Genomic DNA, 19,718 nt, shown 5'->3' with positions numbered 1-19,718 from the left:
GAGCTTCACGAGACCACTACCCTCCGGTGGAGTCGACGGCGCAGACGGGCGGCGCCTTCCGGTGTGAATCGATCGACGACCTCGCCGAGGGCCGAGCTCGCCTTGTCGCCTCGGCGGGGGGACTGGAGAACGGGCACGCCGCGATTGGTCGAGTAGGAAATCGTGTGCGAGCGGGGCACGCTCACGTCCACGGGCACGCCCACGGTGGCCTCGACGTCGCGGACGCTCAGGCCAGCCTTGGGGTCGGCCATGTTGAGCACGAGGTGGCGGGCCTCGGGGAGCAGGCCCAGGCGGCCGAGCACGTCGAGGCTCGACCGGAGCCCGCGGACCCCGGGCACGTCCATGCCCGTGACCCACACGCCGTCTGTGCACTCCTCGAGCGCGGCGAGCGTGCACTCGCCGAGCCCTGGCGCCGTGTCGACCACGACGTAGTCGAACTGGTCCGCGAGCTGGCGGATGAGCCGGCTCACCTGCTCGGCCTCGATGCCGTCCGCCTCGATCGGGTCGCGGGGCGCGCAGAGCGCGTAGATCCCGGCCGGGTGCAGCGTGAGGAACGCCTTGAGCACCATCGAGTCCTGGGCCGCCGCACGGGTCACGGCGTCCGTCACCGTGTGCTCGGGGTCGAGGTCGAGCCCCGACGCGACATCTCCGAACTGGAGGTCCAGGTCGACGATGACCACGTTCATGGGCGCCGTCTTGCCGAGGCCCACGGCGATGTTCGTGGCGAGCGTCGTCTTGCCTACGCCTCCCTTGGGTGAGAAGACCCCGATCACGCGGCCGCGGCGCGTGCCGTCCTCCGCGGGCTCGGTGTCGCTGCGCCGGCCCTCCGTGAGCTGGACCGAGCGCTGCAGGACGACCCTGAGCTGCTGAGGCTCGACGCCGGGGGACACGACGTCCCGCACGCCGGCCCGCATGGCCTGGAGCATGAGGTCGGCGTCGGCGTCGGCCGCGAGCAGCACCGCGACGTCAGGGAAGCGGACATCGAACACGGTGGCGAGCCGGAGCGCGCCGTCGAGCGGCACGCCCGGGCCAAGGACGACGACGGCGGGGCGCATCCCGCCGAGGAGCGCGAAGATCTGCTCGGGCTGCTCGGGGAGTTCCTCGGTGGCGACGGTGTAGACGCCGCCCGGGAGGGCGCCGTCGACCGCTGCCCGCATGCGCTCGGCGAAGTCGGCGCTGGGGGAGATGAGGACGAAGCGGCTCATTGGTACACCTTCGATCGGTCGATCGTGCCCGAGTTGCCCTGCGGGGAGTTGGCCTGCTCCTTGCTCAGCCAGATGGTTCCGTACTGAGCGGAGAAGACGATCTTCGTGGCCTGCGCGTCGGTCACGGCAGCCGTGATCATGAGCGGCGTGGCAGCCGGCTTGGTCGAGGATGAGCTCGAGCTTGAACTCGAGCTGTCGGCCGTCTGGGCTCCCTGCACGTTCGTAATGAGCACCGTGTGGTAGACGAGGGCCGTGCTTTCGGGGCCGCCGGAGGAGACCGCACCGTGGTCGAAGGAGAGGAAGATCCCGACCACGTCCCCTGCCTGGAGGCGCCCGCCCACCGCGCGGTCCGGGCTCAGCTGGAACGAGACCTCCTGCAGGCCTGCGGGGACCGGGACCGTGCCGGGCGCCGTGAGGCTGCTGGGATCCGCGAGGCGGTCCGAGAGGAGCTGTTCGCCGGGCTGGAGGGCCGTGGAGACGACCTTTCCGGACATGCCGTCGAGCGAATGGAGCGCCGTGGGGGCGATCGCCTCGGCCGGCAGCGTCTTGAGCTGCACTGAGTCGCCGAGCTTGTCGATCGTGGTGCCCTGCGGCACCGCCTTGGTGACGACAAGAACGTCGGTGGGCTTCATGCCCGCCTGGGCGCGGGAATCGGCGGCGTTGGCGTACGAGATCACCAGAACCACGCCGATGATGGCCGCAACGAGGGCTGCGGCGCCGGCAACGAGTCTGGACTTCACGATGCTCCTGAGGTGCGAGGGGGTGGACTGACGGGTGAAGGGGAACTATTGGGTGAGGCGAACGATGGTGGCGCCGAAGGGCGTCGAGGGGCCAACCTGGTAGGTGTTGTCCAGGGTGACGTACGTGATGAACTGGCCGATGATGCCGCGGCAGCTGCCGGTGCACCACAGGGAGCTCGAGACGTTCGACGGCTGATTGTTGTAGACATAGGGGGCGGTGGTTCCGCCGCTGAACTTCCAGCCGATGACGCTGTAGGCCGCGAAGCCCGCGAGCGTATAGACCGCCGAGCTTCCCGTGCCGTTGACGGCCGTGAAGATGGGCAGGAGGACAATGGCCTGCTGTCCATTCTGCAGAGCGGTGATCCACTGCTGGTAGACGGCCTCGCAGTTCGACGGCCCGCTGTTGCCGGGGCTGCTGCCGGCTTCCGACTGGGCGACGTTGATCGTTGCCCCGCACTGGCCCGGGTTCTGGACGAGCCAGCCGAAGCCTCCCGGCACGAACTGGCCCGACGGACCGTAGTTGCAGCTCGCGTTCGCACCGACCCCGTGGTCTTGGAGGAGCTGGGCGCCGCCATTGATCTGGCCTTGCACCTGGCAGACGGAGAACGTCAGCGGGAAAGCCGCGAGCCCCGTGCTCGGGCTGCCCCACGCGGCGGAGGCCGCCGCGCCCAGCGTTGCGCTCGTGATGCCGAGCGTCTGGGCGAGGAACAGCGACACCGAACCGGGCTGCATCCCGGGCTGGAGGGGCTGCGTGGTGGCCGTGACTGTTTGCGCAGTCGTGTTGATCGTGAGCGAGGCGATGCCCGCTTGGTTGGCCTGCATGTTCGACTGTGCCAAGGACGTGGCGAGCGTAGACGTCGCAGAGCATTGGGGGTCCGTGAGCGACTTGGCGCACTTCTGCGCGACCGCGATGGCCGCCGCGTCCGCCCCGCTCTGCAGCTGGGCGCGCTTCGCGTAGAGCATCCCGCCGTCGACCGCGAGCGCGCCCACGGCGAGCAGCACAGTCAGGAGGAGCGCCGTGACCACGGCGACGGCACCGCGCTCGCGGTGCAGCGCGCCGTCGTTCGTCTCAATCAGCCGCCGCACAGCATGACCCCCGTTCCTGTGAGTGGGAAGTTGCCGAAGAAGCCCGTGCCCGTGACCGTGAAGGAGACCGTGAAGGTCACCTGGGTGCCGGGCGAGCACTGCGACGGCGAGACGCTGAATGCGGAGGTTGCGAGCTGGCCGAGCGGTGCCGCAGCGTTCTGTGCCGCGGAGACCGCCGCGCTTTGGCTGTTCTGGAGCACCATGACCCTGGCGCCAGCGCGAGCCGCGTACGTGAGGGTTTGTTGTGCGCTGAAGACCCGGCCGAAGTCGATGATGCCCAGCACCAACACGAGCAGAACCGGCAGCACGAGCGCGAACTCGACTGCGGCGGCTCCGCGCTCGCGATGCTGGGCGGTCATGGGGACTCCTCGGTCCGGGGCAAGGCAAGGGGGCGTGTCGCTTTGGACACAAGCGACGCCCGGGCTTGGCTCAGCGCCAGGCCCGGGCGTCGGTACGGATCACGGGTTGGTCGTGGGAACCTGGCCCGCGACGTTGTTGAACATGGCCTTGAGGTTGCCGCCGAGGAGGGTCACCGCGACGATGATGACGACGGCGATGAGGGCCACCATGATGCCGTACTCGACGGCGGTGGCGCCCTTCTCGCCCGAGAGGAGGCGCTCCTTGGTCTTGATGCCCAGGACGTGGAGGGAGGCGATGAGAGAAAGCATGGTGTCTGGCTCCTGTGTGGGGGATGTCGGCTGGCCCGACTGCCAGCTCCACTATCGAAGGTAGGAGCCTCCGCTCGCCGCGGGTACGTTTCTGGGGCGAAGCTTGGGGAAGCCTCGGGAAGAGGCAGGGAACGGTGCTTTTCCTTGCATTGCGCTGCGGAAAAGTGGGGGATTAACCGGCCTGTGATTCGGCCGGGACCGATGCCGCGGCAGGCTTCCGCAGGGGTCCCCATGACCTGAGCAGCCGTTCCACCGGACGCTCGACGAACTCATGCAGCACACCCGAAAGTGCCACCGCCACGGCTGCCACGACCACGGAAGCCGCGAACGCCCAACCTTCGGCCAGCCCGTCCACCAACGGCCTGGCGGTTCTGATGACCAGCTCATGAATCAAGTACAGCGCGAACGACCAGCGTCCGAGCCGAACCATGGTCGTGGACCCGAGCGCGCCGGCCCTGCCTTCGATGTCGTTGGCCGCAGCGGCGGCGATGATCGCTACGAAGCCGGGGGCCATCGTCAGATTGGCATAGATAACCGGGATGTCGCCCGGCGTGCCAGACGTGATGAACGAGGCGGCGAGCAGGAACATGTAGAGGACTGCGGCCAGGCCAGCCGCATGACCGAGGGTAAACGGAGGGCGCCATCCGCGCTTGAGGATGACTGCCAAGCTGACACCGACGATGAATTCGCCCAGTCTGTAGAGCGGAATGGTGCCCAGGAGATAGTTCGCGGCGCCCCCTGGAAGGGCGAGCATCATGAAAATGGCCACCGCGGTCATCGCTCCGAAGACGCTTACGGCGACGATCGGTAGGCGACGTTGCCTGCCGAGGGCTCCTATCAATGCCGGGAACAAGAGGTAGAAGAACGTCTCGCACGAGAGCGACCACGAAACTCCGTTGAAGGTGGTCGCCATGTAGCCTCCGATAGGGGTCCACGACTGCGTCAGCGTCAGGACGAACGGCAGCGCCGGCCACACCGTGGTCGGCTCGGAGATCGGTGGGGCGAAGATGGCCAGAAGCGTTGTCAGTGCGTGCAGCGGCCAGACCCGTGCAAAGCGATTCCAGTAGAACGCCGTGGGGCGATCGCCGTCCTGATGGGCCCACGCCAAGACAAATCCAGACAAGATGAAGAAGAAACTTACGCCGGTGAATCCATAGGCGACGGCTGAAACGTCGCGGCCCAGAGGGGAGAAGTAGAGGTAGAAGTGGTACGCAACCACCGCGATGGCCGCATAGAAGCGAAGGCCCGTGAGGCTCCGCAAATGCATTCCTGCAATCGGTGTGGACTGCATATCTCCCCGTTCTCCCGTCCACTCGAAACCTGGTTTGGGCGCAGCTAGCTGGCAAGCGGTGACACTCATGTGGAGCCCCCTCCCCGCTCTGGGTACGGGGAGAGGACTCCGGCCATAGGAGCCTCAGGCGAAGAGCCCTGGGCTGTCAGAGGGATCGGCGTCAGGGCATCCCGAGGGCCGCCCTCACAGTGCTGGTCACCTGCCCGTAGTAGCCATTGAGGGCCGAGCCGAAGATGCCTACACCGACCATGATGACCATGGCAATGAAGCCGCACAGGAGCGCATACTCCGTAGCGGTGGCGCCGCGCTCAGGTGAACTGGGAGAGGGCGCTTCGTCGAATTCCATGGCATTGCTCCTTACCCGAACATCTTGATGATGCTGAAGATCGTCGGCCCCAGGATGATGACGAAGAGGGCCGGAAGGATCGAGAAGATGAGCGGGAAGAGGATCTTCACCGGAATCTTCATGGCGTGTTCCTCTGCACGCTGCCGCCGTTTGATGCGCATTTCGACTGCTTGAGAGCGCAAGACGTTGGCGATCGCGATGCCGTATTGGTCGGCTTGGACGATGGAGCGAACGAACGAGCGAAGCTCTGGGAAGGACGTGCGGGCGGCGAGGTCCTGGTAGGCCTCGCGGCGAGCCCGACCGACCTGAATGTCCTGAAGCGTTCGCACGAATTCGTCGGCGAGTGGTCCGCTGCTGTTGTGGGCGGCGCGGTCCATGGCGCCCTCGAAGCCGATGCCCGCCTCCACCGAAATGAGCATCTGGTCCAGCATGTTCGGCAGGGCGATCTGCATGGCCTGCCGGCGCTTCTGGGCGGTGTTGCTCAGGAGGATGTCCGGGAGGAAATAGGCGACGGCGGTGATGGCCACCATGACGAGGAAGAGCTGTGGCGAGGGGTTCTTGACGAAGAGCAGAAAACCGAGGACGAATCCCACGAACGCAAGAAGTGGCTTGACGGCCAGGACTCGCCCCAGTGGCCAGGCTTTGGGCCTCCCCGCGCCGGCAAGCTTCCGATCCAGCCACGCGGAATAGCGATTCGGCGTGAGTTTGCGGGAGGCGTTGAGGAGCGCGGCCGGAACGGAGGTCGACTTTGAGGCCTCTTCATGGGCTAGGCCGAGATTCCGCACGATCATCTTGCGGGCGGAGCGGTCCGTCCCGACAACGCTCCACGTGATGAAGCTCAGCGGCAGGACGATTGCGGCGATGGATCCCAACAACAAGGGAGACATGGTAAGCACCTCAGTACTTCGGCTTGATGAGTCGCATGAGCCACACACTTCCGATGCCCAGGAGGACGGCCGCGACTGCGAGCATGATCCAGCCCTGAAAAGTGGTGAAGAAGATGCTCCCGTACTTGGGGTTGAGCCAAGAGATCAGGACGAGCATCACGATCGGGAGGGCGACCAGAACGATCGCGGACATCTTCCCCTCCGCGCTGAGCGCCTTGACCTGCCGTGCAAGCTTGGCTCGGTCCAGGATCGTTTCGTTCACGTTCTGGAGGAGCTCGGCGAGATTTCCGCCGACTTCTCGCTGCGTCTCGATGGCCTGAGTGACCCACAGGAAATCCTGGCTCTTCATGCGTCCCGCTGTGTCCAGCAGGGAATCGACGAGATCGCGGCCAATCCTCGTCTCGTTCACGACTCGGCGAAGTTCTTCGCTCATCGGTGCCTCCGACTCTTCGGCGGCGCCGTCCACGGCACGAAGGAGGCTGTGACCGGCTCGCATGCTGCCAGCCAGCATCTGCAAGGTATCGGGAAGCTGTTCTGCGAACTTCGCCTGTCGCCGGGAGGCCTTGAGATTAAGCCAGACGAACATCACGAGAGGGGCGAAAAGCGCTAGCAGGATGGCGATGACTAGGCCTCCGAGAAGGAATCCCAGAACGCCGAAGACCAGGAAGGCAGCCCCGCACATGAGGAGGAAGTCCGCAGCGCGGATCTTCAGGCCGGCCTGTTCGAACTTGTCGGCCGTGATAAATCGCAACTGCCGCCCGTGCAGGCTCCGGTTGATGGCACCGACTGCGCCATCCGTGAGTTTCGACAGCGCCGACGCGCTGGTCTCGACCTCGGGACGACGGCGGGTGAGTGACACCGTGCGTCGTGACCTCGCAAAGAGGACGGCAACTAGGGCGAGGGCCGCGTAACAGGCGGTGAGGCCGGCGGCGAGAACCACAGGTGAATCCATGCCGCCATCACCTCTTGCCGTAATTCTGGCCGAACACTCCGGCGCTCAGTTTGATGCCGAGATCGGCGAATCGCTCGGTGAACCTTGGCCGGACTCCGGTCGGAATCGGCTTGCCGAGGAAGCGTCCGTTGGCGTCCACTCCCGCGGAGAAATCGAACAGGAAGGCGTCCTGGAGGGTCACGATGTCGCCTTCCATACCCTGCACCTCCGTCACGTGGGTCACTCGACGGGTGCCGTCGCGGAGTCGCGTGAGATGGACGATGAGGTTCACCGCCGAGGCAACCTGTTCGCGAATGGCCCGGAGCGGGAGATCCATGCCAGCCATCAGCACGAGCGTCTCGAGGCGAGCGATGGCGTCCCTCGGCGTGTTGGCGTGCACTGTGGACAGGGACCCGTCATGGCCGGTGTTCATGGCCTGGAGCATGTCGAGAGTCTCGCCGCCGCGGACCTCGCCGACCACGATGCGGTCGGGCCGCATGCGAAGCGAGTTTCGGACGAGATCACGGATAGTGATAGCGCCGTTCCCCTCGATGTTCGGCGGGCGGCTCTCGAGCCGGACCACATGATCCTGCTGAAGCTGCAACTCAACGGCGTCCTCGATCGTGACGATGCGCTCCGACGCCGGGATGAAGGACGAGAGCACGTTGAGGAGCGTTGTCTTCCCAGTTCCGGTGCCGCCCGAAACGATGACGTTCATCCTGGCCTCGACGCAAGCCCTCAGCAGCTCGGCCATCTCGGCGCTGAGCGATCCGAGTTCAATGAGCTTGTCCACGGACAGAGCCTCGCGCGAGAACTTCCGGATGGTGAGCGCGGCACCGTTGACGGCCAGCGGCGGGATGATCGCGTTGACGCGAGAGCCGTCAGCAAGGCGGGCGTCGACGAGGGGAGACGACTCGTCGACCCGTCGGCCGACCCGGGAGACGATCCGTTCGATCACACGCCGAAGCTGCTCCTCCGAGGCAAACGTCGTCTCGGTGGGGTGCAGCCGGCCTCCGCGCTCGATGTAGACCTGATCGGCGCGATTGACCATGACCTCGGTGACGCTCGGATCGTCCAGATACCGCTGGAGTGGTCCGAGGCCCAAGACGTCGTCCATGACCTCGTTGATGAGCCTTTCTCGCTCGCTTGAGGTGAGCGGAACCTGCTGATCGGCGACGACAGAGCGGAGCTCCGTCCGCACGAAGTCGTGCAGATCTGTTTCGCTCAGCGCAGAATCTGTGATGCGGCTCCCGACCCGCTCGTACAGCTCGGCGGTGGCCTTCTCCTTCAGATCTCGAATGGCCTGGCTCGTGCGCACGCTGGCGATTGGCTCATGGCCAGCCAGGCGTGCCTCGGCCTCCGCCGCGACAAACGCCTCTCGGCGAACGCTGAGCGTTGCTCCACTGCCGTCCGTGATCGGCGCCATAGTCAACGCGAAGTCGACGGTGGCGGGGTCGGCGCTGGCGACTGAGGTCGCATCGGCCGCGGCGCCAGGATTTGGTTCGTCCCCCGGGCCGCGCCTTGCGCTGAGACGTTGACTGAGACTCATTGGAAGACCACCCTCCGGTGCATGTGGCGGCGATCCCGGCCCTGCCACGTTGGCTGGAAGCGCTCGACGAGGCGCCGGAGCCCCTTGACGGTCGAGTCGTGAAGGTTCTCCTGCAGGGCCGGGATTCCACGGTTCGTCGCGAGTGGGATCGCCTTCGACCGCGGCAAGATGACGTCGATGGGCACGCTGATCGTCGCCTCGATGTCCTGAACGGTGATTCCGGACTTCCTGTCCGCCATGTTGACGACGACGTGGCGATGCTCTGGCAGCATGTCCAGTTCACCGAGGATGTCCAGCCCAGACCGCAGGCCGCGGATGCTGGGCAGATCCATGGCGCAGACCCACACGACGTCGGTCGCCTGGTCGAGCGCTGCGAGCACATGCTCGCCAAGCCCCGGGGACGTGTCGATCACCACGTACTGGAATTCCGAGGCGAGCCTCGCCACGAGATCTCCCACCTGCTCGGCAGTGATGTGGTCGGCATCGGCGGGATTGAGCGGGGCGCACAAGGCGTACAGCTTCGTTGCATGCGGCACGAGATACGTCTTGAGGGAGAGCGCATCAGAGGGGCCCTTGACCGCGTCGACAATGGAGTGGTCGGGCTTCATCATGAGCCCGCTCGCGACGTCTCCGAACTGCAGGTCGAGGTCAAGGATGACGACCGACATGGGAGAGGTCCTGGCGAGGCCGACAGCGATGTTGGTCGCGATGGTGGTCTTGCCAACGCCGCCCTTGGGAGACATCACGGTGATGACGCGCCCTCTGCCCTGGCCCGCACCTTGGGTTTGTGCCTGGCCCGTGGCCGCGGACGCACTCGTCAACCGGAACGCCGCCGCCGCGGCCGCCTGCTCGAGATGAATCCGCAGGGTCTCAACGTCCGCGTCAGGGGTGACCAGGTCTCGGACTCCCGAACGCATCGCCGCGAGCGCAAGGTCGGGGGACGCATTGGCCGCGTACATGACGCTCACATGGGGCGAACGAACGTCCACCGCCGCCGCGAAATTCATGACGTCGGCCGACGGCAGGTCAGGTCCGAGGACGAGCACCTCGAGGGGTTCCCCCACGAGCTGCGCGTACATTTCGTCGAGTGTGGACGGGAGGTGGCCCGCATGGAAGGCCTGGAGGCTGCCCGGAAGTCCCGCAGCTGCGAGACGAATCCGCTCGTCGAACCCGGATTCCGCGGTGACGAGGGCGAACCTGCTCATCGGAGCACCTTCGTCCTGTCAATCGGTGCCGAATTCGCGTCTGTTGCAGAAGCCGGTTCCTTCGTCAGATAGATCTGGCCGTTGAACGACGCGAAGACGATCCGCTCGACGTCGGAGGCCGGCCGCGCGAGGGTGACGAGGTATTCGCCGCTCGACTGGTTGGCGGGGCTTCCTCCGCTCAGCCCTCCGCCCTGGCTCGGCTGGGGGGTGGGAGCCGAGCTCTGCGTCAGGGTGCCGTTCGAGAGCTGGACCGCGGTGACGAGGACCTTGTTGAACGTCATCTGCGTTTGGGCTGGCAGGTTGTCCTGCGCGGGGAAGGCCAGGACTACGCCGACCGTGTCGCCGGCAGCAACGCCTCCGCCAACCACGCGTTCGATCGGCAGCCTCACCGTGACTTCCTGCATTCCGTTGGGCACTGCGACCCGTCCGGGCTGTACGAGGGCCGTGGGGTCGGTGAACCGGCTCGCCAGGAGTTCTTCGCCCGGCTGGAGCTCAACGGAGGCGACCTTTCCCTGGAGGGCCGTCAGGTCCGTCACGGGGTCGGCGGGAATCGCCGACTTCGGCAGCGCCTTTTTCGTGGCGTAGCCGCTGAGCCCGGTCGCCGGCGTCCCCGCGGGGATTGCCTTTTCGACGACGTAGACGTCTTCGGTCTGAACCCCCGCGAGGGCCCGACTGTCTGCTGCATTGACATAGGTGATGAGAAGGACGGTGCCGATGATTGCGACAATCAGAGCGGCCACGCCTCCCAGTAGGCGCGTTCTCAAGGTAGTGCCTTTCTCGAGTGAGACTTACTTGACGAGCGTGACCACCACGGAGCCCAGGTTGGCTCCGGGAGTCCCGCCGGAGGTGGACGCGTCCAGAGAGGTGAATCTCTCGAACCGCCCGATGATGCCGCGACAGTTGCCGGTGCACTGGTTGGCTGCCGTGCCGACGTAGGGAAGAGTGTTGTGGAACACGGATGGAAGACCGTTGCCACCCGAGAATTTCCACCCGATGATCTCGAATGTGGCGTACCCGAGAATGTGGAACCAACCGTTGGCACCGGTGCCGCCCGCGTCGTCAAAGACGGGGAAGGTACCCTCTACCGTTTGACCGGCGTTGATCTGGGCGGCCCAGTTGTTGAGGATCGCGTCGCACGGGCCCCCAGGGTATGCAGCGCCCGTGTTCGATCCGACGATGCCGTTGGAGTCGGTGGGAGCGGCACAGATGCTCGGGTTTGGCTCATTGAGCCATCCAAACCCTCCGGGAATCGTGTGCCCGCTGACGCTCGTGCAGGGCGCATTCCCGGGCTTGTAGGTGACGAGCTGGATTGCGCCGGTGGCGACCGAACCTGACAGATCAAATCGGCAGTCGGACAGCGCCAAGGGGAAGGCATTTCCGGAGCTCGGCAGCTTCATGGAAGCTGTGGCCTGTGCGCCGACGGTCACAGGTGCGGTGTTGAGTGCCTTGGAGAACATCGGGGTGAGGAAGCCGGCGCCCGTCGTTCCGTCCAACGTAGAGGTCGTGACGACGACTTGGTACGTGGGGTCGGACCCGGAGAAGGTGACCGACTTGATGGTCGTGGCGTTGTCATTCGCGTTGCCGTTGACCAGCGACTGAGCCCACGCCTGCCACACGGCGGACGAGGCGTTGGTGCAGGTTTGGGTCTTATAGCACTCTTGGGCGATCGCCAGGGCGGCCGAGTCCGCGCCGTTCTGCAGCTGGGCACGCTCGGCATAGATCTGACCGAGATCGACCGCGACGGCCCCGAGGCCGATGAGCGCCGTCACGAGGACGGCTGCGACGATGGCGATCGCGCCGCGCTCGCGTTCTTGCTTCTGGTTGGCCTTCACGCTCATCCTCCGCACCTCATGGCGCTGACTCCAGTAACAGAGCCGGGCATGACAGCGCCCGTCAGGGTTTGGAGGGCGCCTCCGGAGACGTCATTCAGGGAGTAGGTGATGGTGACCTGGACGGTCTGCCCGCTCGAGCACGACGACGGGCTGAACGCGTACGAGAAGCCGCTCGGGTCGATCCCCGGAGAGGCTGCCGCAGCGGCGGCCTTGGCGGCCGTCTGGTCGTTGCTGATGGCCATCGCCCTTGCCGCTTCGCGTGCAGCCTGCGTCACGCTGATCTGGACGCGGAAGAAGTTGGAGAACTCGATGATCGCCACCAGGATCGCGAGGAACAGAGGGGCGACGAGAGCGAACTCCACCGCGACGGCGCCCCGCTCCCGCGGATTCTTGCTTCCGTTCATGATTGCCCTCGTTACTGAGAATGCTGGAGTGGGTGAGGGGCCGGCCGATCAAGCGACGGGCCGGCCCCGCGCCCTACCACGAACCAACGGTCGTGGCGAGTGTGTTGAACCAGGTGTTGAGGGCGCCCCCGAAGGCGCCGACACCGACGACGATGATGAGTGCAATGAGCCCCACGAGCAGTGCATACTCGGTGGCCGTCGCTCCGCGCTCGTCACAACGCTGTGCCTGCTGATCAAGTTCTGCGCTGTTCTCGTCCATTTGTTTCCCCCTATCTGATTCGGCGTTGCGGCGGTTGGTGGATTTGCTCACCAGTGTCCGACGGTCGTGGCGAGCGAGTTGAACCAGGTGTTGAGCGCGCCGCCGAAGGCGCCCACGCCGACCACAATGATGAGAGCGATGAGGCCGACGAGGAGCGCGTATTCCGTCGCCGTCGCACCCTTTTCGCGGTCGGAGCGGTCGGTAATGTCGTTCCAGAAGGTCATGAGGGAGACCAGGAGAGCGTTCATGGCTTTTTCCTTTTCTTGAGAAGTGGTCCGACACCAGATCGATGACCCCCATTTGAAGTGCCCCGGGTGCCGGCCACAACAAAAGTCCCATATGCGAGGCAATGGCCACCATCCGTATCAGTACTTGTCTTTTATGCCCGCCATTACGTTGGGTACTTGGCTGGCCGACTGAGTACTTGTGCGCCGTACTGCGTGCCGGCGGGCGTGGACTACTTGCTACCCGCTTTGACCCCGCCCGCAAGCCCGGGGTACTCTTGATAGTCGTTGTGCGTGTCCTACCTCGATGGGACGTGTCCGTCGGGTGTCCAGTTGCAGGACTCACCAGCTCGCCGGCACATTCGAGGCTCAGGGATGACTGGTCTGTAGAGCCCTCACCTCTTCTCCGGTAACGCACCGAAGTACACAGGTGCACCTCACGGCGCCTACAAAGACCGAGAACGAAGGCAATTACTGTGCGTACGTACACTCCGAAGCCCGGCGATGCCGACCGCCAGTGGCACGTCATCGACGCCACTGATGTGGTCCTTGGTCGTCTTGCCAGCCAGACCGCAACGCTGCTGCGCGGGAAGCACAAGCCGACCTACGCGCCTCACATGGACATGGGCGATTTCGTCATCATCATCAACGCCGACAAGGTGGCGCTCACGGGCGCCAAGCTTGACCAGAAGCGTGCCTACCGCCACTCCGGATTCCCGGGCGGCCTGACCAGCGTCACCTACGCCGAGCTCCTCGTGAAGAACCCGGTGCGCGCGGTCGAGAAGGCCATCAAGGGCATGCTCCCGAAGAACAAGCTGGCCGATCAGCAGATGTCCAAGCTCAAGGTCTACGCGGGTCCGAACCACCCGCACGCGGCTCAGCAGCCGAAGACCTTTGAGATCACCCAGGTTGCCCAGTAGTCCTGGCCACTACCCAAGAATTCATCAAGGAGAACACTGTGGCTCAGAACGACGAGCTCAACCCGGCTGCTGAGGCCGAGGAGAACCTGACCAGCTACACCTCGGAGAGCGCCCCGGCTGCCGCCGAGACCGCGAAGCGCGAGCGCCCCGCTCTGACGGTGGCGGGTGCCGCTGTCGGTCGCCGCAAGCAGGCCGTGGCCCGCGTCCGCGTCATCCCGGGCTCCGGCCAGTGGACGATCAACGGCCGCACGCTCGAGAACTACTTCCCGAACAAGCTGCACCAGCAGGAAGTCAACGACCCGTTCAAGCTCCTCGACCTCGAGGGCGCCTACGACGTGATCGTTCGCATCCACGGCGGTGGCCCCTCCGGCCAGGCCGGTGCTGTGCGCCTCGGCGTTTCCCGAGCGCTCAACGGGATCGACCTCGAGAACAACCGTCCGGCCCTCAAGAAGGCCGGCTTCCTGACCCGCGACGCCCGCGTGGTCGAGCGCAAGAAGGCCGGTCTCAAGAAGGCCCGCCGCGCTCCGCAGTACTCGAAGCGTTAATTTCGGCGCTCCGAAGAGGCCCGCTCCGCACTCGCGGAGCGGGCCTCTTCGGCATAAGTGGGCATGGGGTCAAGGCGCTGTTGGGTTTCGGAGGTCGAAGACGACGACGCCGTTCGCCACGGTCGAGCTGAATTGGGACCGCACCCAGGCGATGATCGGCCCGGCGGCCGGTTGGTTCATCACGACTGGGTCCAGTTCTGGGTAATCGACGAAATAGCAGATTGATTTGTCTGCCACAAGCTTTTGGAACTGCGCGAGCGTCGGGGATGGGTCGCTCGCGGAAAACCCTCCGATAGGCATAACCGGTCGGTCGAGTGCGATCTGCCAATTCGCTGCTGTTTGAGCGACGTAGGTGGCAACCGACCACCGGCAGGACGTCGATGTGCCGTCAATCTTTTGTACGAGATCATGGGGTGGCGATGCGCCGCGTGAAATGTCGCTGGCCCATTGTGGGTTGCCCCGGCTCAGAGCCGCGAGGAAATGGCTCATAGTATTGGGATTCTTGGTGAGCGATCCCGAAATTGGATTAGATCCTGCCTGCGTTCGGCCGAGCGTGGCGATATTTGTTGTCAGAGGTCCGATGAGCAGGCTGGTAATGACGAATCCGGCCGCGAGCCGATGACCCCAAACAACTGGCGAGGGCACGGCGAGCAGCACTGCTCCCAGGAGGCCGAGCCCCAGGACCGCCCAGGCCAGGTCGCCGGGAACGTTGCCCGCGTCGAGGGAGGCGAGCGTCAGCCAGCCCGTGACCGCGCTCAGGCCCACTCCCAAGGCAACGGCCCGCCGAGGAAGCGGCGATAGCGGACGGGATCGGAGAGCTTCGACCCCCAGGCCCACGGCCAGGGCCAGTGGCGCCGCGAGATTCATCGTGTAATAGGTGTGGATGTCGTTCCCCATGAACGAAAGCAACAGATACGAAGTCATGAGCCACACGGCGGACGCCACGGCGAGGGACGCGGCGCGCGTCCGGCGCAGGGCCCAGACCACGAGGAGCGCACAGACGAGGCCGAGGGGCAAGAGCCACGACGCCTCCTGGTTGTAGTTGCCGTTGAGCATGCGGAGGAGCCCCGCATCGTCTCCGCTTCCCACATACCGCTGCGGAATCAGGTGCGTGACGTTGTCGTCGCTCGTCATGGCATCGGTGTTGATGACACGTTGGAGTCCGTTGTAGCCGAGCGTGAGTTCGGTGAGGCTGTTGGTCATCGAACTGCCCACATAGGGCCGGTTGCCGGCCGGAGTGCGGTCAACGAAGGCGAGCCACCCCCCGGCGACGCCGACGAACGATCCCGCGACCGCACCTCCCGCCGCGAGCGTCTTGCGCCAGCCAAGCCGCAGCCCGAACAGCGCCGCGAGCCCCAGCGCGGGGGCGATCAAGAGCACTTGGAGTTGCTTGGTGAGGAAGCCGAGACCCAGGAGCACGCCGGCCACGGCGAACCATCTGATCCGCTTGGTCTCAAGGCCTCTCAGGGTGACTTCGAGGGCGAGGACCATGAGGAAGATGAGGAGCGGATCCGGATTGTTGTAGCGAGACAGGAGCACGACGATCGGGGTCGTCGCAAAGGCCGCCGCCGCGACGAGGGCTGCGGCGCCGCTCGCCCGCCGACGGACCACGACGAAGATGAGCGCCGTCGTCGCGACGCCGAGGAGGGCCTGAGGGAGCAGAAGGCCCCAGGCGTTGAAGCCGAAGACCCGCACGGACAGGCCCATGAGCCAGAGGCTGAGCGGCGGCTTGTCGACGGAGATCGAGTTCCCCCAGTCGCTCGCCCCGAAGAGGAACGACTCTCCGTCGTGCAGCCCAGACTGAACCGCGGCCGTGTAGAACGCGTTGGCCCACCCATTGGAGCTCAGATTCCAGAGGTTGAGGAGGGCGCTCCCCGCGAGAATGACCGCGAGAGCGATCGCCTCCGATGATCGGACTGGGAGTCGCCAACGCCTTCCGGTGCGCTCCTGTGACGAGACGTAGGCCGCCATCACGCCGCCTCAGCAGCCCGCGCCTGGCGAGGCTTCACGCCCACACCGCGCGCCGCCGTCGTCCGCGCCCTGAAGACCCACGCCTTGAGGAGGGCGAACCGCAGGACGGTGGCCAGGACGTTGGCCGCGGTGAGCGTCGCGAGCTCGGCCGTGGCGCCCGGGTGCGCCGCCCCGGCGTGCAGCACGAGCAGCGAGGACGAGGTGAGCGCCCACGCGAGCCCGAAGACGATGAGCCCCTGGAACTGCTGGACGCCGTAGTTCTCCGGCCCGCGGATGCCGAATGTGAAGCGCCGGTTCGCGGCGGTGTTGAGCACCGCGGTGACGAGCAGGCACGCGAAATTGGCCAGCTGCGCGCCCATGAGAGGCTGCGTGAGCAGATACAGGAGCCCGAAGGCGAGGGTCGAGAACACACCGACGGCGCCGAAGCGCAGCACCTGTCCGAAGAAGGACGGCGCCCTCCCGGGCAGTAGAGGGCGCCGTCCCAGCTCGGCGTAGATCGCGGCGAGCGGAATCCTGCCCCGCGCGAGCGATCCAGCCACGCGGACGATGCCGCGCATGTCATCGAGGGCAGTCCGGGTGATGTCGACCGAACTCGTGGGGTCGTCGGTCCAGTCGACGGGGATCTCGTGGATCCGCAGTCCCGCCCGCTCGGCGAGGATGAGGAGCTCGGTGTCGAAGAACCACTTGTTGTCTTCGACGTGCGGCAGGAGGGCCCGCGCGACGTCGGCCCGCACGGCCTTGAACCCGCACTGCGCGTCGGAGAAACGAACCCCGAGCGCGCCGTGCAGCATCGCGTTGTAGGTCCGCGAGATGAACTCGCGCTTGGGGCCGCGGACCACTCGCGAATCGCGCCTCAGCCGCGTGCCGATCGAGACGTCCGAATGCCCGGAGAGGAGCGGGGCGATGAGTGGGGGGAGGGCGGCCAAGTCGGTCGAGAGGTCGACGTCGAGGTACGCGAGCACCTGCGCGGGCGAGGCAGCCCACGCGTCCCGTAGGGCGTAGCCGCGGCCCTTGGCCGAGAGCCGGCGGTAGATGACGCGCTCGTGCCGCTTCGCGAGGACCTCGCCGATGCCCTGGGTGCCGTCCGTGCTCGCGTTGTCGGCGATGGTCACGCGCCACGGAACGTGGAACGCCTCGTCGAGATACGCGACCAAGGTCGTGATGCAGTGCGCAAGGCTGCGCTCTTCGTTGAAGACCGGAACGACGACGTCGATCGCGAGCTCCCCATCGCTGCTGATCATGGCGATCACCGTAGGGGCGGCAATCGGGGCCACACCATAGCCCCCGGGAAAAACGAGTACCCCCTCGAAGGAAGTCAAGTAGTCCCCAGTAGGGCCCGCAGTTTGAGGGCATATTACCCGGGTACAAGGCCCCGAGACCGAACCCTCGCGCGTCCACGTAGACTGTACGGCGATGACTAGGCTCTTCGGTACGGACGGCGTCCGCGGGCTGGCCAATGGCCTCCTGGACGCGCAGCTGGCACTCAGACTTTCCCAGGCTGCCGCGGTGGTGCTCGGGCACCGCCAAGTTCTCGACGGCGTGCGGCCGCGTGCCGTAGTGGCCCGCGACCCGCGGGCGAGCGGCGAATTCCTCAGCGCCGCCGTCGAGGCGGGCCTCGCGAGCGCCGGCGTCGATGTGTACGACGCGGGCGTCCTGCCGACCCCGGCCGCCGCGTACCTCGTGGCTGACCTCGACGCCGACTTCGGCGTCATGATCTCGGCGTCGCACAACCCCGCCCCTGACAACGGCATCAAGTTCTTTGCGCGTGGGGGCCACAAGCTCGCCGACGAGATTGAGGACCAGATCGAGGCCGAGCTCGCCAATGAGCCTCTCCGCCCCACGGGCGGCGACGTTGGCCGTGTGCGCCGCTTCGCCGACGCCGAGGACCGCTACATCGTCCACCTCCTCACCACGCTCCCGCACCGCCTCGAGGGCCTCAAGGTGGTCCTCGACTGCGCCCACGGCGCGGCGTCGGGCTGCTCGCCGCAGGTCTTCAAGGACGCGGGCGCCGAGGTCGTGGTGATCGGCGCCGAGCCGGACGGCCTCAACATCAACGAGGGCGTCGGCTCGACCCACCTGGGCGTGCTCCAGGACGCCGTGGTCGCCCACGGTGCCGACCTCGGCATCGCGCACGACGGCGACGCCGACCGCTGCCTCGCGGTGGACCACGAGGGCACGGTCGTGGACGGCGACCAGATCATGGCGATCCTCGGTCTCGCCCTCAAGGCGGACGGCCGTCTCCGCGATGACGTGCTCGTGGCGACCGTCATGAGCAATCTGGGGCTCAAGATCGCGCTCCGCGAGGCCGGGATCGCGATCCGCGAGACGGCCGTCGGCGACCGCTACGTCCTCGAGGAGATGCGCGCCAACGACTACTCGCTGGGCGGCGAGCAGAGCGGCCACGTGATCTTCCTCGACTACGCGACGACGGGCGACGGCGTCCTGACGGGACTCCAGCTCGCGGCCCAGGTCGCCAAGACGGGCAAGCCCCTCAAGGAGCTCGCCTCCGTCATGACCCGGCTTCCGCAGGTGCTCATCAACGTGAAGGGCGTGGACAAGGCTCGCGTCACCGCGGACGACGGCGTGCGGCTCGCCGTGGCGGCGGCCGAGGCCGAGTTGGGCGACACGGGGCGCGTGCTCCTCCGACCGTCGGGCACGGAACCCGTGGTGCGGGTCATGGTTGAGGCCGCCGACTTCGAGACGGCCCAGGCGATCGCGGGCCGGCTCGCGTCGGTCGTGCAGGATCAGCTCGCGCTCGCCTGACGATTCACCGCACGGGGCTCCGCGGCGCGAGGCAGAATGGTCTTGTGACTGTGGACCTTGACGAGCTCCGCCGGCTTCGGCGGGCCCGCGACCGGATGGACCGCGAGTTCGCTGAGCCGCTCGACGTTCCCGCCCTCGCCCGCACGGCGCTCATGTCGGCCGGCCATTTCAGCCGGCGCTTCCGCGAGGCGTACTCCGAGACCCCGTACTCGTACCTCATGACGCGCCGCATCGAACGCGCCACGGCCCTCCTGCGCCTCGGCGATCTGAGCGTGACCGACGTGTGCATCGCGGTCGGCTGTACGAGCCTCGGTTCCTTCTCGGCCCGGTTCACGGAGCTCGTCGGGGAGACCCCGTCGCAGTACCGCGCCCGCAGCCACGAGGAGCTGCGGGGCGTCCCCGGGTGCCAGACCATGGTCCTGACCCGCCCGCGCAAGGACGCCAGTCGGAAGCCCGTGGAAGAGAGCAGTTTCGGAGAAGCGCAGGCGGCGGCGCCCGCCTAATCTCAGTCTCATGACTATCTCAATCAGCACGGTTCACATCCTCGTCGACGACCCCGACGCCGCCCTTTCCTTCTACCGCGACACCCTGGGCCTCAAGGTCCTCAACGAGGTCGCCAACGGCGGCTTCCGCTGGATCGTCCTGACTGCTGAGAGCCAGCCCGAGATCCAGATCGTGCTCTCGCAGCCCCATGCCGGCCGCTCGCAGGAGGACGGCGACGCGCTCGCCGCCCTGCTCGCGAAGGGCGAGTTCCGCACCGTCCAGTTCCGCTCCGACGATCTCGACGCGACGTTCGAGAAGGTTGCGGCCGCACCCGGGGTCGAGGTGCTCCAGGAGCCGGCCACCCAGCCGTGGGGCGCCCGCGACGCCGCCGTGCGCGACCCCGCGGGCA

The 19,718-nt window shown here is 66.4% G+C and carries 23 protein-coding genes; 5 read left to right on the top strand and 18 right to left on the bottom strand.

Annotated elements, in window-relative coordinates:
* Positions 1 to 5: 5 nt before the first annotated feature.
* The 16 genes from ACLN58_RS07280 to ACLN58_RS07205 all read right to left on the bottom strand — a co-directional run bounded on the left by ACLN58_RS07280 (position 6) and on the right by ACLN58_RS07205 (position 12,651).
* Positions 6 to 1,205 (bottom strand): AAA family ATPase, encoded by a 1,200-nt coding sequence (locus tag ACLN58_RS07280; RefSeq protein ID WP_415854599.1) that lies wholly within the window; start codon positions 1,203 to 1,205, stop codon positions 6 to 8.
* The gene (gene cpaB / locus ACLN58_RS07275) at positions 1,202 to 1,945 is read right to left on the bottom strand and encodes a Flp pilus assembly protein CpaB (RefSeq protein WP_415854598.1); all 744 of its coding nucleotides are present in this window, start codon (positions 1,943 to 1,945) and stop codon (positions 1,202 to 1,204) included. Before cpaB ends, ACLN58_RS07280 begins: the two co-directional genes overlap by 4 nt.
* A gap of 45 nt (positions 1,946 to 1,990) precedes the next feature.
* Positions 1,991 to 3,031: a pilus assembly protein TadG-related protein gene (locus ACLN58_RS07270; protein WP_415854597.1), complete on the bottom strand. Its 1,041-nt coding sequence runs from the start codon at positions 3,029 to 3,031 to the stop codon at positions 1,991 to 1,993.
* On the bottom strand, positions 3,019 to 3,390 hold the full coding sequence (locus tag ACLN58_RS07265; protein ID WP_415854596.1) for a TadE/TadG family type IV pilus assembly protein: 372 nt from the start codon (positions 3,388 to 3,390) through the stop codon (positions 3,019 to 3,021). The genes ACLN58_RS07270 and ACLN58_RS07265 overlap by 13 nt, the downstream gene beginning before the upstream one ends.
* Positions 3,391 to 3,489: 99 nt before the next feature.
* Entirely contained in the window at positions 3,490 to 3,699 is a 210-nt protein-coding gene (locus ACLN58_RS07260; protein WP_415854595.1) for a Flp family type IVb pilin, read from the bottom strand.
* A gap of 172 nt (positions 3,700 to 3,871) precedes the next feature.
* The gene (locus ACLN58_RS07255; RefSeq protein ID WP_415854594.1) at positions 3,872 to 4,990 is read right to left on the bottom strand and encodes an acyltransferase family protein; all 1,119 of its coding nucleotides are present in this window, start codon (positions 4,988 to 4,990) and stop codon (positions 3,872 to 3,874) included.
* A gap of 160 nt (positions 4,991 to 5,150) precedes the next feature.
* Positions 5,151 to 5,336, bottom strand: a complete 186-nt coding sequence (locus tag ACLN58_RS07250) for a Flp family type IVb pilin (RefSeq protein WP_415854593.1) — start codon at positions 5,334 to 5,336, stop codon at positions 5,151 to 5,153.
* Between the two features lie 11 nt (positions 5,337 to 5,347).
* Positions 5,348 to 6,223: a type II secretion system F family protein gene (locus ACLN58_RS07245; protein WP_415854592.1), complete on the bottom strand. Its 876-nt coding sequence runs from the start codon at positions 6,221 to 6,223 to the stop codon at positions 5,348 to 5,350.
* A 10-nt stretch (positions 6,224 to 6,233) separates the two neighbouring features.
* Positions 6,234 to 7,175, bottom strand: coding sequence for a type II secretion system F family protein (locus ACLN58_RS07240; protein WP_415854591.1), 942 nt, complete (start codon positions 7,173 to 7,175; stop codon positions 6,234 to 6,236).
* A 7-nt stretch (positions 7,176 to 7,182) separates the two neighbouring features.
* Positions 7,183 to 8,580: a CpaF family protein gene (locus ACLN58_RS07235; RefSeq protein ID WP_415854590.1), complete on the bottom strand. Its 1,398-nt coding sequence runs from the start codon at positions 8,578 to 8,580 to the stop codon at positions 7,183 to 7,185.
* 119 nt (positions 8,581 to 8,699) lie between these two features.
* Positions 8,700 to 9,908: an AAA family ATPase gene (locus ACLN58_RS07230; RefSeq protein ID WP_415854589.1), complete on the bottom strand. Its 1,209-nt coding sequence runs from the start codon at positions 9,906 to 9,908 to the stop codon at positions 8,700 to 8,702.
* Positions 9,905 to 10,648 carry a Flp pilus assembly protein CpaB gene (locus ACLN58_RS07225; protein ID WP_415854588.1) on the bottom strand — a complete coding sequence of 248 codons (744 nt, stop codon included), beginning with the start codon at positions 10,646 to 10,648 and terminating at the stop codon, positions 9,905 to 9,907. Before ACLN58_RS07225 ends, ACLN58_RS07230 begins: the two co-directional genes overlap by 4 nt.
* A 48-nt stretch (positions 10,649 to 10,696) precedes the next feature.
* Positions 10,697 to 11,746, bottom strand: coding sequence for a pilus assembly protein TadG-related protein (locus tag ACLN58_RS07220; RefSeq protein ID WP_415854587.1), 1,050 nt, complete (start codon positions 11,744 to 11,746; stop codon positions 10,697 to 10,699).
* The gene (locus ACLN58_RS07215) at positions 11,743 to 12,144 is read right to left on the bottom strand and encodes a TadE family protein (protein WP_415854586.1); all 402 of its coding nucleotides are present in this window, start codon (positions 12,142 to 12,144) and stop codon (positions 11,743 to 11,745) included. Before ACLN58_RS07215 ends, ACLN58_RS07220 begins: the two co-directional genes overlap by 4 nt.
* A 73-nt stretch (positions 12,145 to 12,217) precedes the next feature.
* Entirely contained in the window at positions 12,218 to 12,403 is a 186-nt protein-coding gene (locus ACLN58_RS07210) for a Flp family type IVb pilin (protein WP_415854585.1), read from the bottom strand.
* Between the two features lie 47 nt (positions 12,404 to 12,450).
* A complete protein-coding gene (locus tag ACLN58_RS07205; RefSeq protein ID WP_415854584.1) occupies positions 12,451 to 12,651 on the bottom strand; it encodes a Flp family type IVb pilin in 201 nt (66 codons plus the stop codon).
* Positions 12,652 to 13,103: 452 nt separating this feature from the next.
* Here ACLN58_RS07205 and rplM point away from each other — a divergent pair, with 452 nt between their 5' ends.
* Complete coding sequence (gene rplM, locus ACLN58_RS07200; protein WP_415854583.1) at positions 13,104 to 13,547, top strand: 50S ribosomal protein L13; 444 nt, start codon at positions 13,104 to 13,106, stop codon at positions 13,545 to 13,547.
* 38 nt (positions 13,548 to 13,585) lie between these two features.
* On the top strand, positions 13,586 to 14,092 hold the full coding sequence (rpsI, locus tag ACLN58_RS07195; RefSeq protein WP_415854582.1) for a 30S ribosomal protein S9: 507 nt from the start codon (positions 13,586 to 13,588) through the stop codon (positions 14,090 to 14,092).
* Positions 14,093 to 14,161: 69 nt separating this feature from the next.
* Here the strand turns inward: rpsI and ACLN58_RS07190 are convergent, their stop codons facing one another.
* Positions 14,162 to 16,063, bottom strand: a complete 1,902-nt coding sequence (locus ACLN58_RS07190; RefSeq protein ID WP_415854581.1) for an ArnT family glycosyltransferase — start codon at positions 16,061 to 16,063, stop codon at positions 14,162 to 14,164.
* Positions 16,063 to 17,304, bottom strand: coding sequence for a glycosyltransferase (locus tag ACLN58_RS07185; protein WP_415854580.1), 1,242 nt, complete (start codon positions 17,302 to 17,304; stop codon positions 16,063 to 16,065). Before ACLN58_RS07185 ends, ACLN58_RS07190 begins: the two co-directional genes overlap by 1 nt.
* Before the next feature lie 172 nt (positions 17,305 to 17,476).
* Between ACLN58_RS07185 and glmM the strand changes: the two genes are divergently transcribed.
* From glmM to ACLN58_RS07170, 3 genes are all read left to right on the top strand, one after another.
* A complete protein-coding gene (gene glmM, locus ACLN58_RS07180) occupies positions 17,477 to 18,826 on the top strand; it encodes a phosphoglucosamine mutase (protein WP_415854579.1) in 1,350 nt (449 codons plus the stop codon).
* A 95-nt stretch (positions 18,827 to 18,921) separates the two neighbouring features.
* On the top strand, positions 18,922 to 19,329 hold the full coding sequence (locus tag ACLN58_RS07175; RefSeq protein ID WP_415854600.1) for a helix-turn-helix transcriptional regulator: 408 nt from the start codon (positions 18,922 to 18,924) through the stop codon (positions 19,327 to 19,329).
* Positions 19,330 to 19,339: 10 nt separating this feature from the next.
* The coding region (locus tag ACLN58_RS07170) for a VOC family protein (RefSeq protein ID WP_415854578.1) at positions 19,340 to 19,718 on the top strand (379 nt) is incomplete at its 3' end.

This window comes from Sinomonas sp. G460-2 (assembly GCF_047759905.1).
Classification (GTDB): Bacteria; Actinomycetota; Actinomycetes; order Actinomycetales; family Micrococcaceae; genus Sinomonas.
Note: the sequence above shows the minus strand (reverse complement) of the source record. Positions and strands in the feature narration are given on the sequence as shown.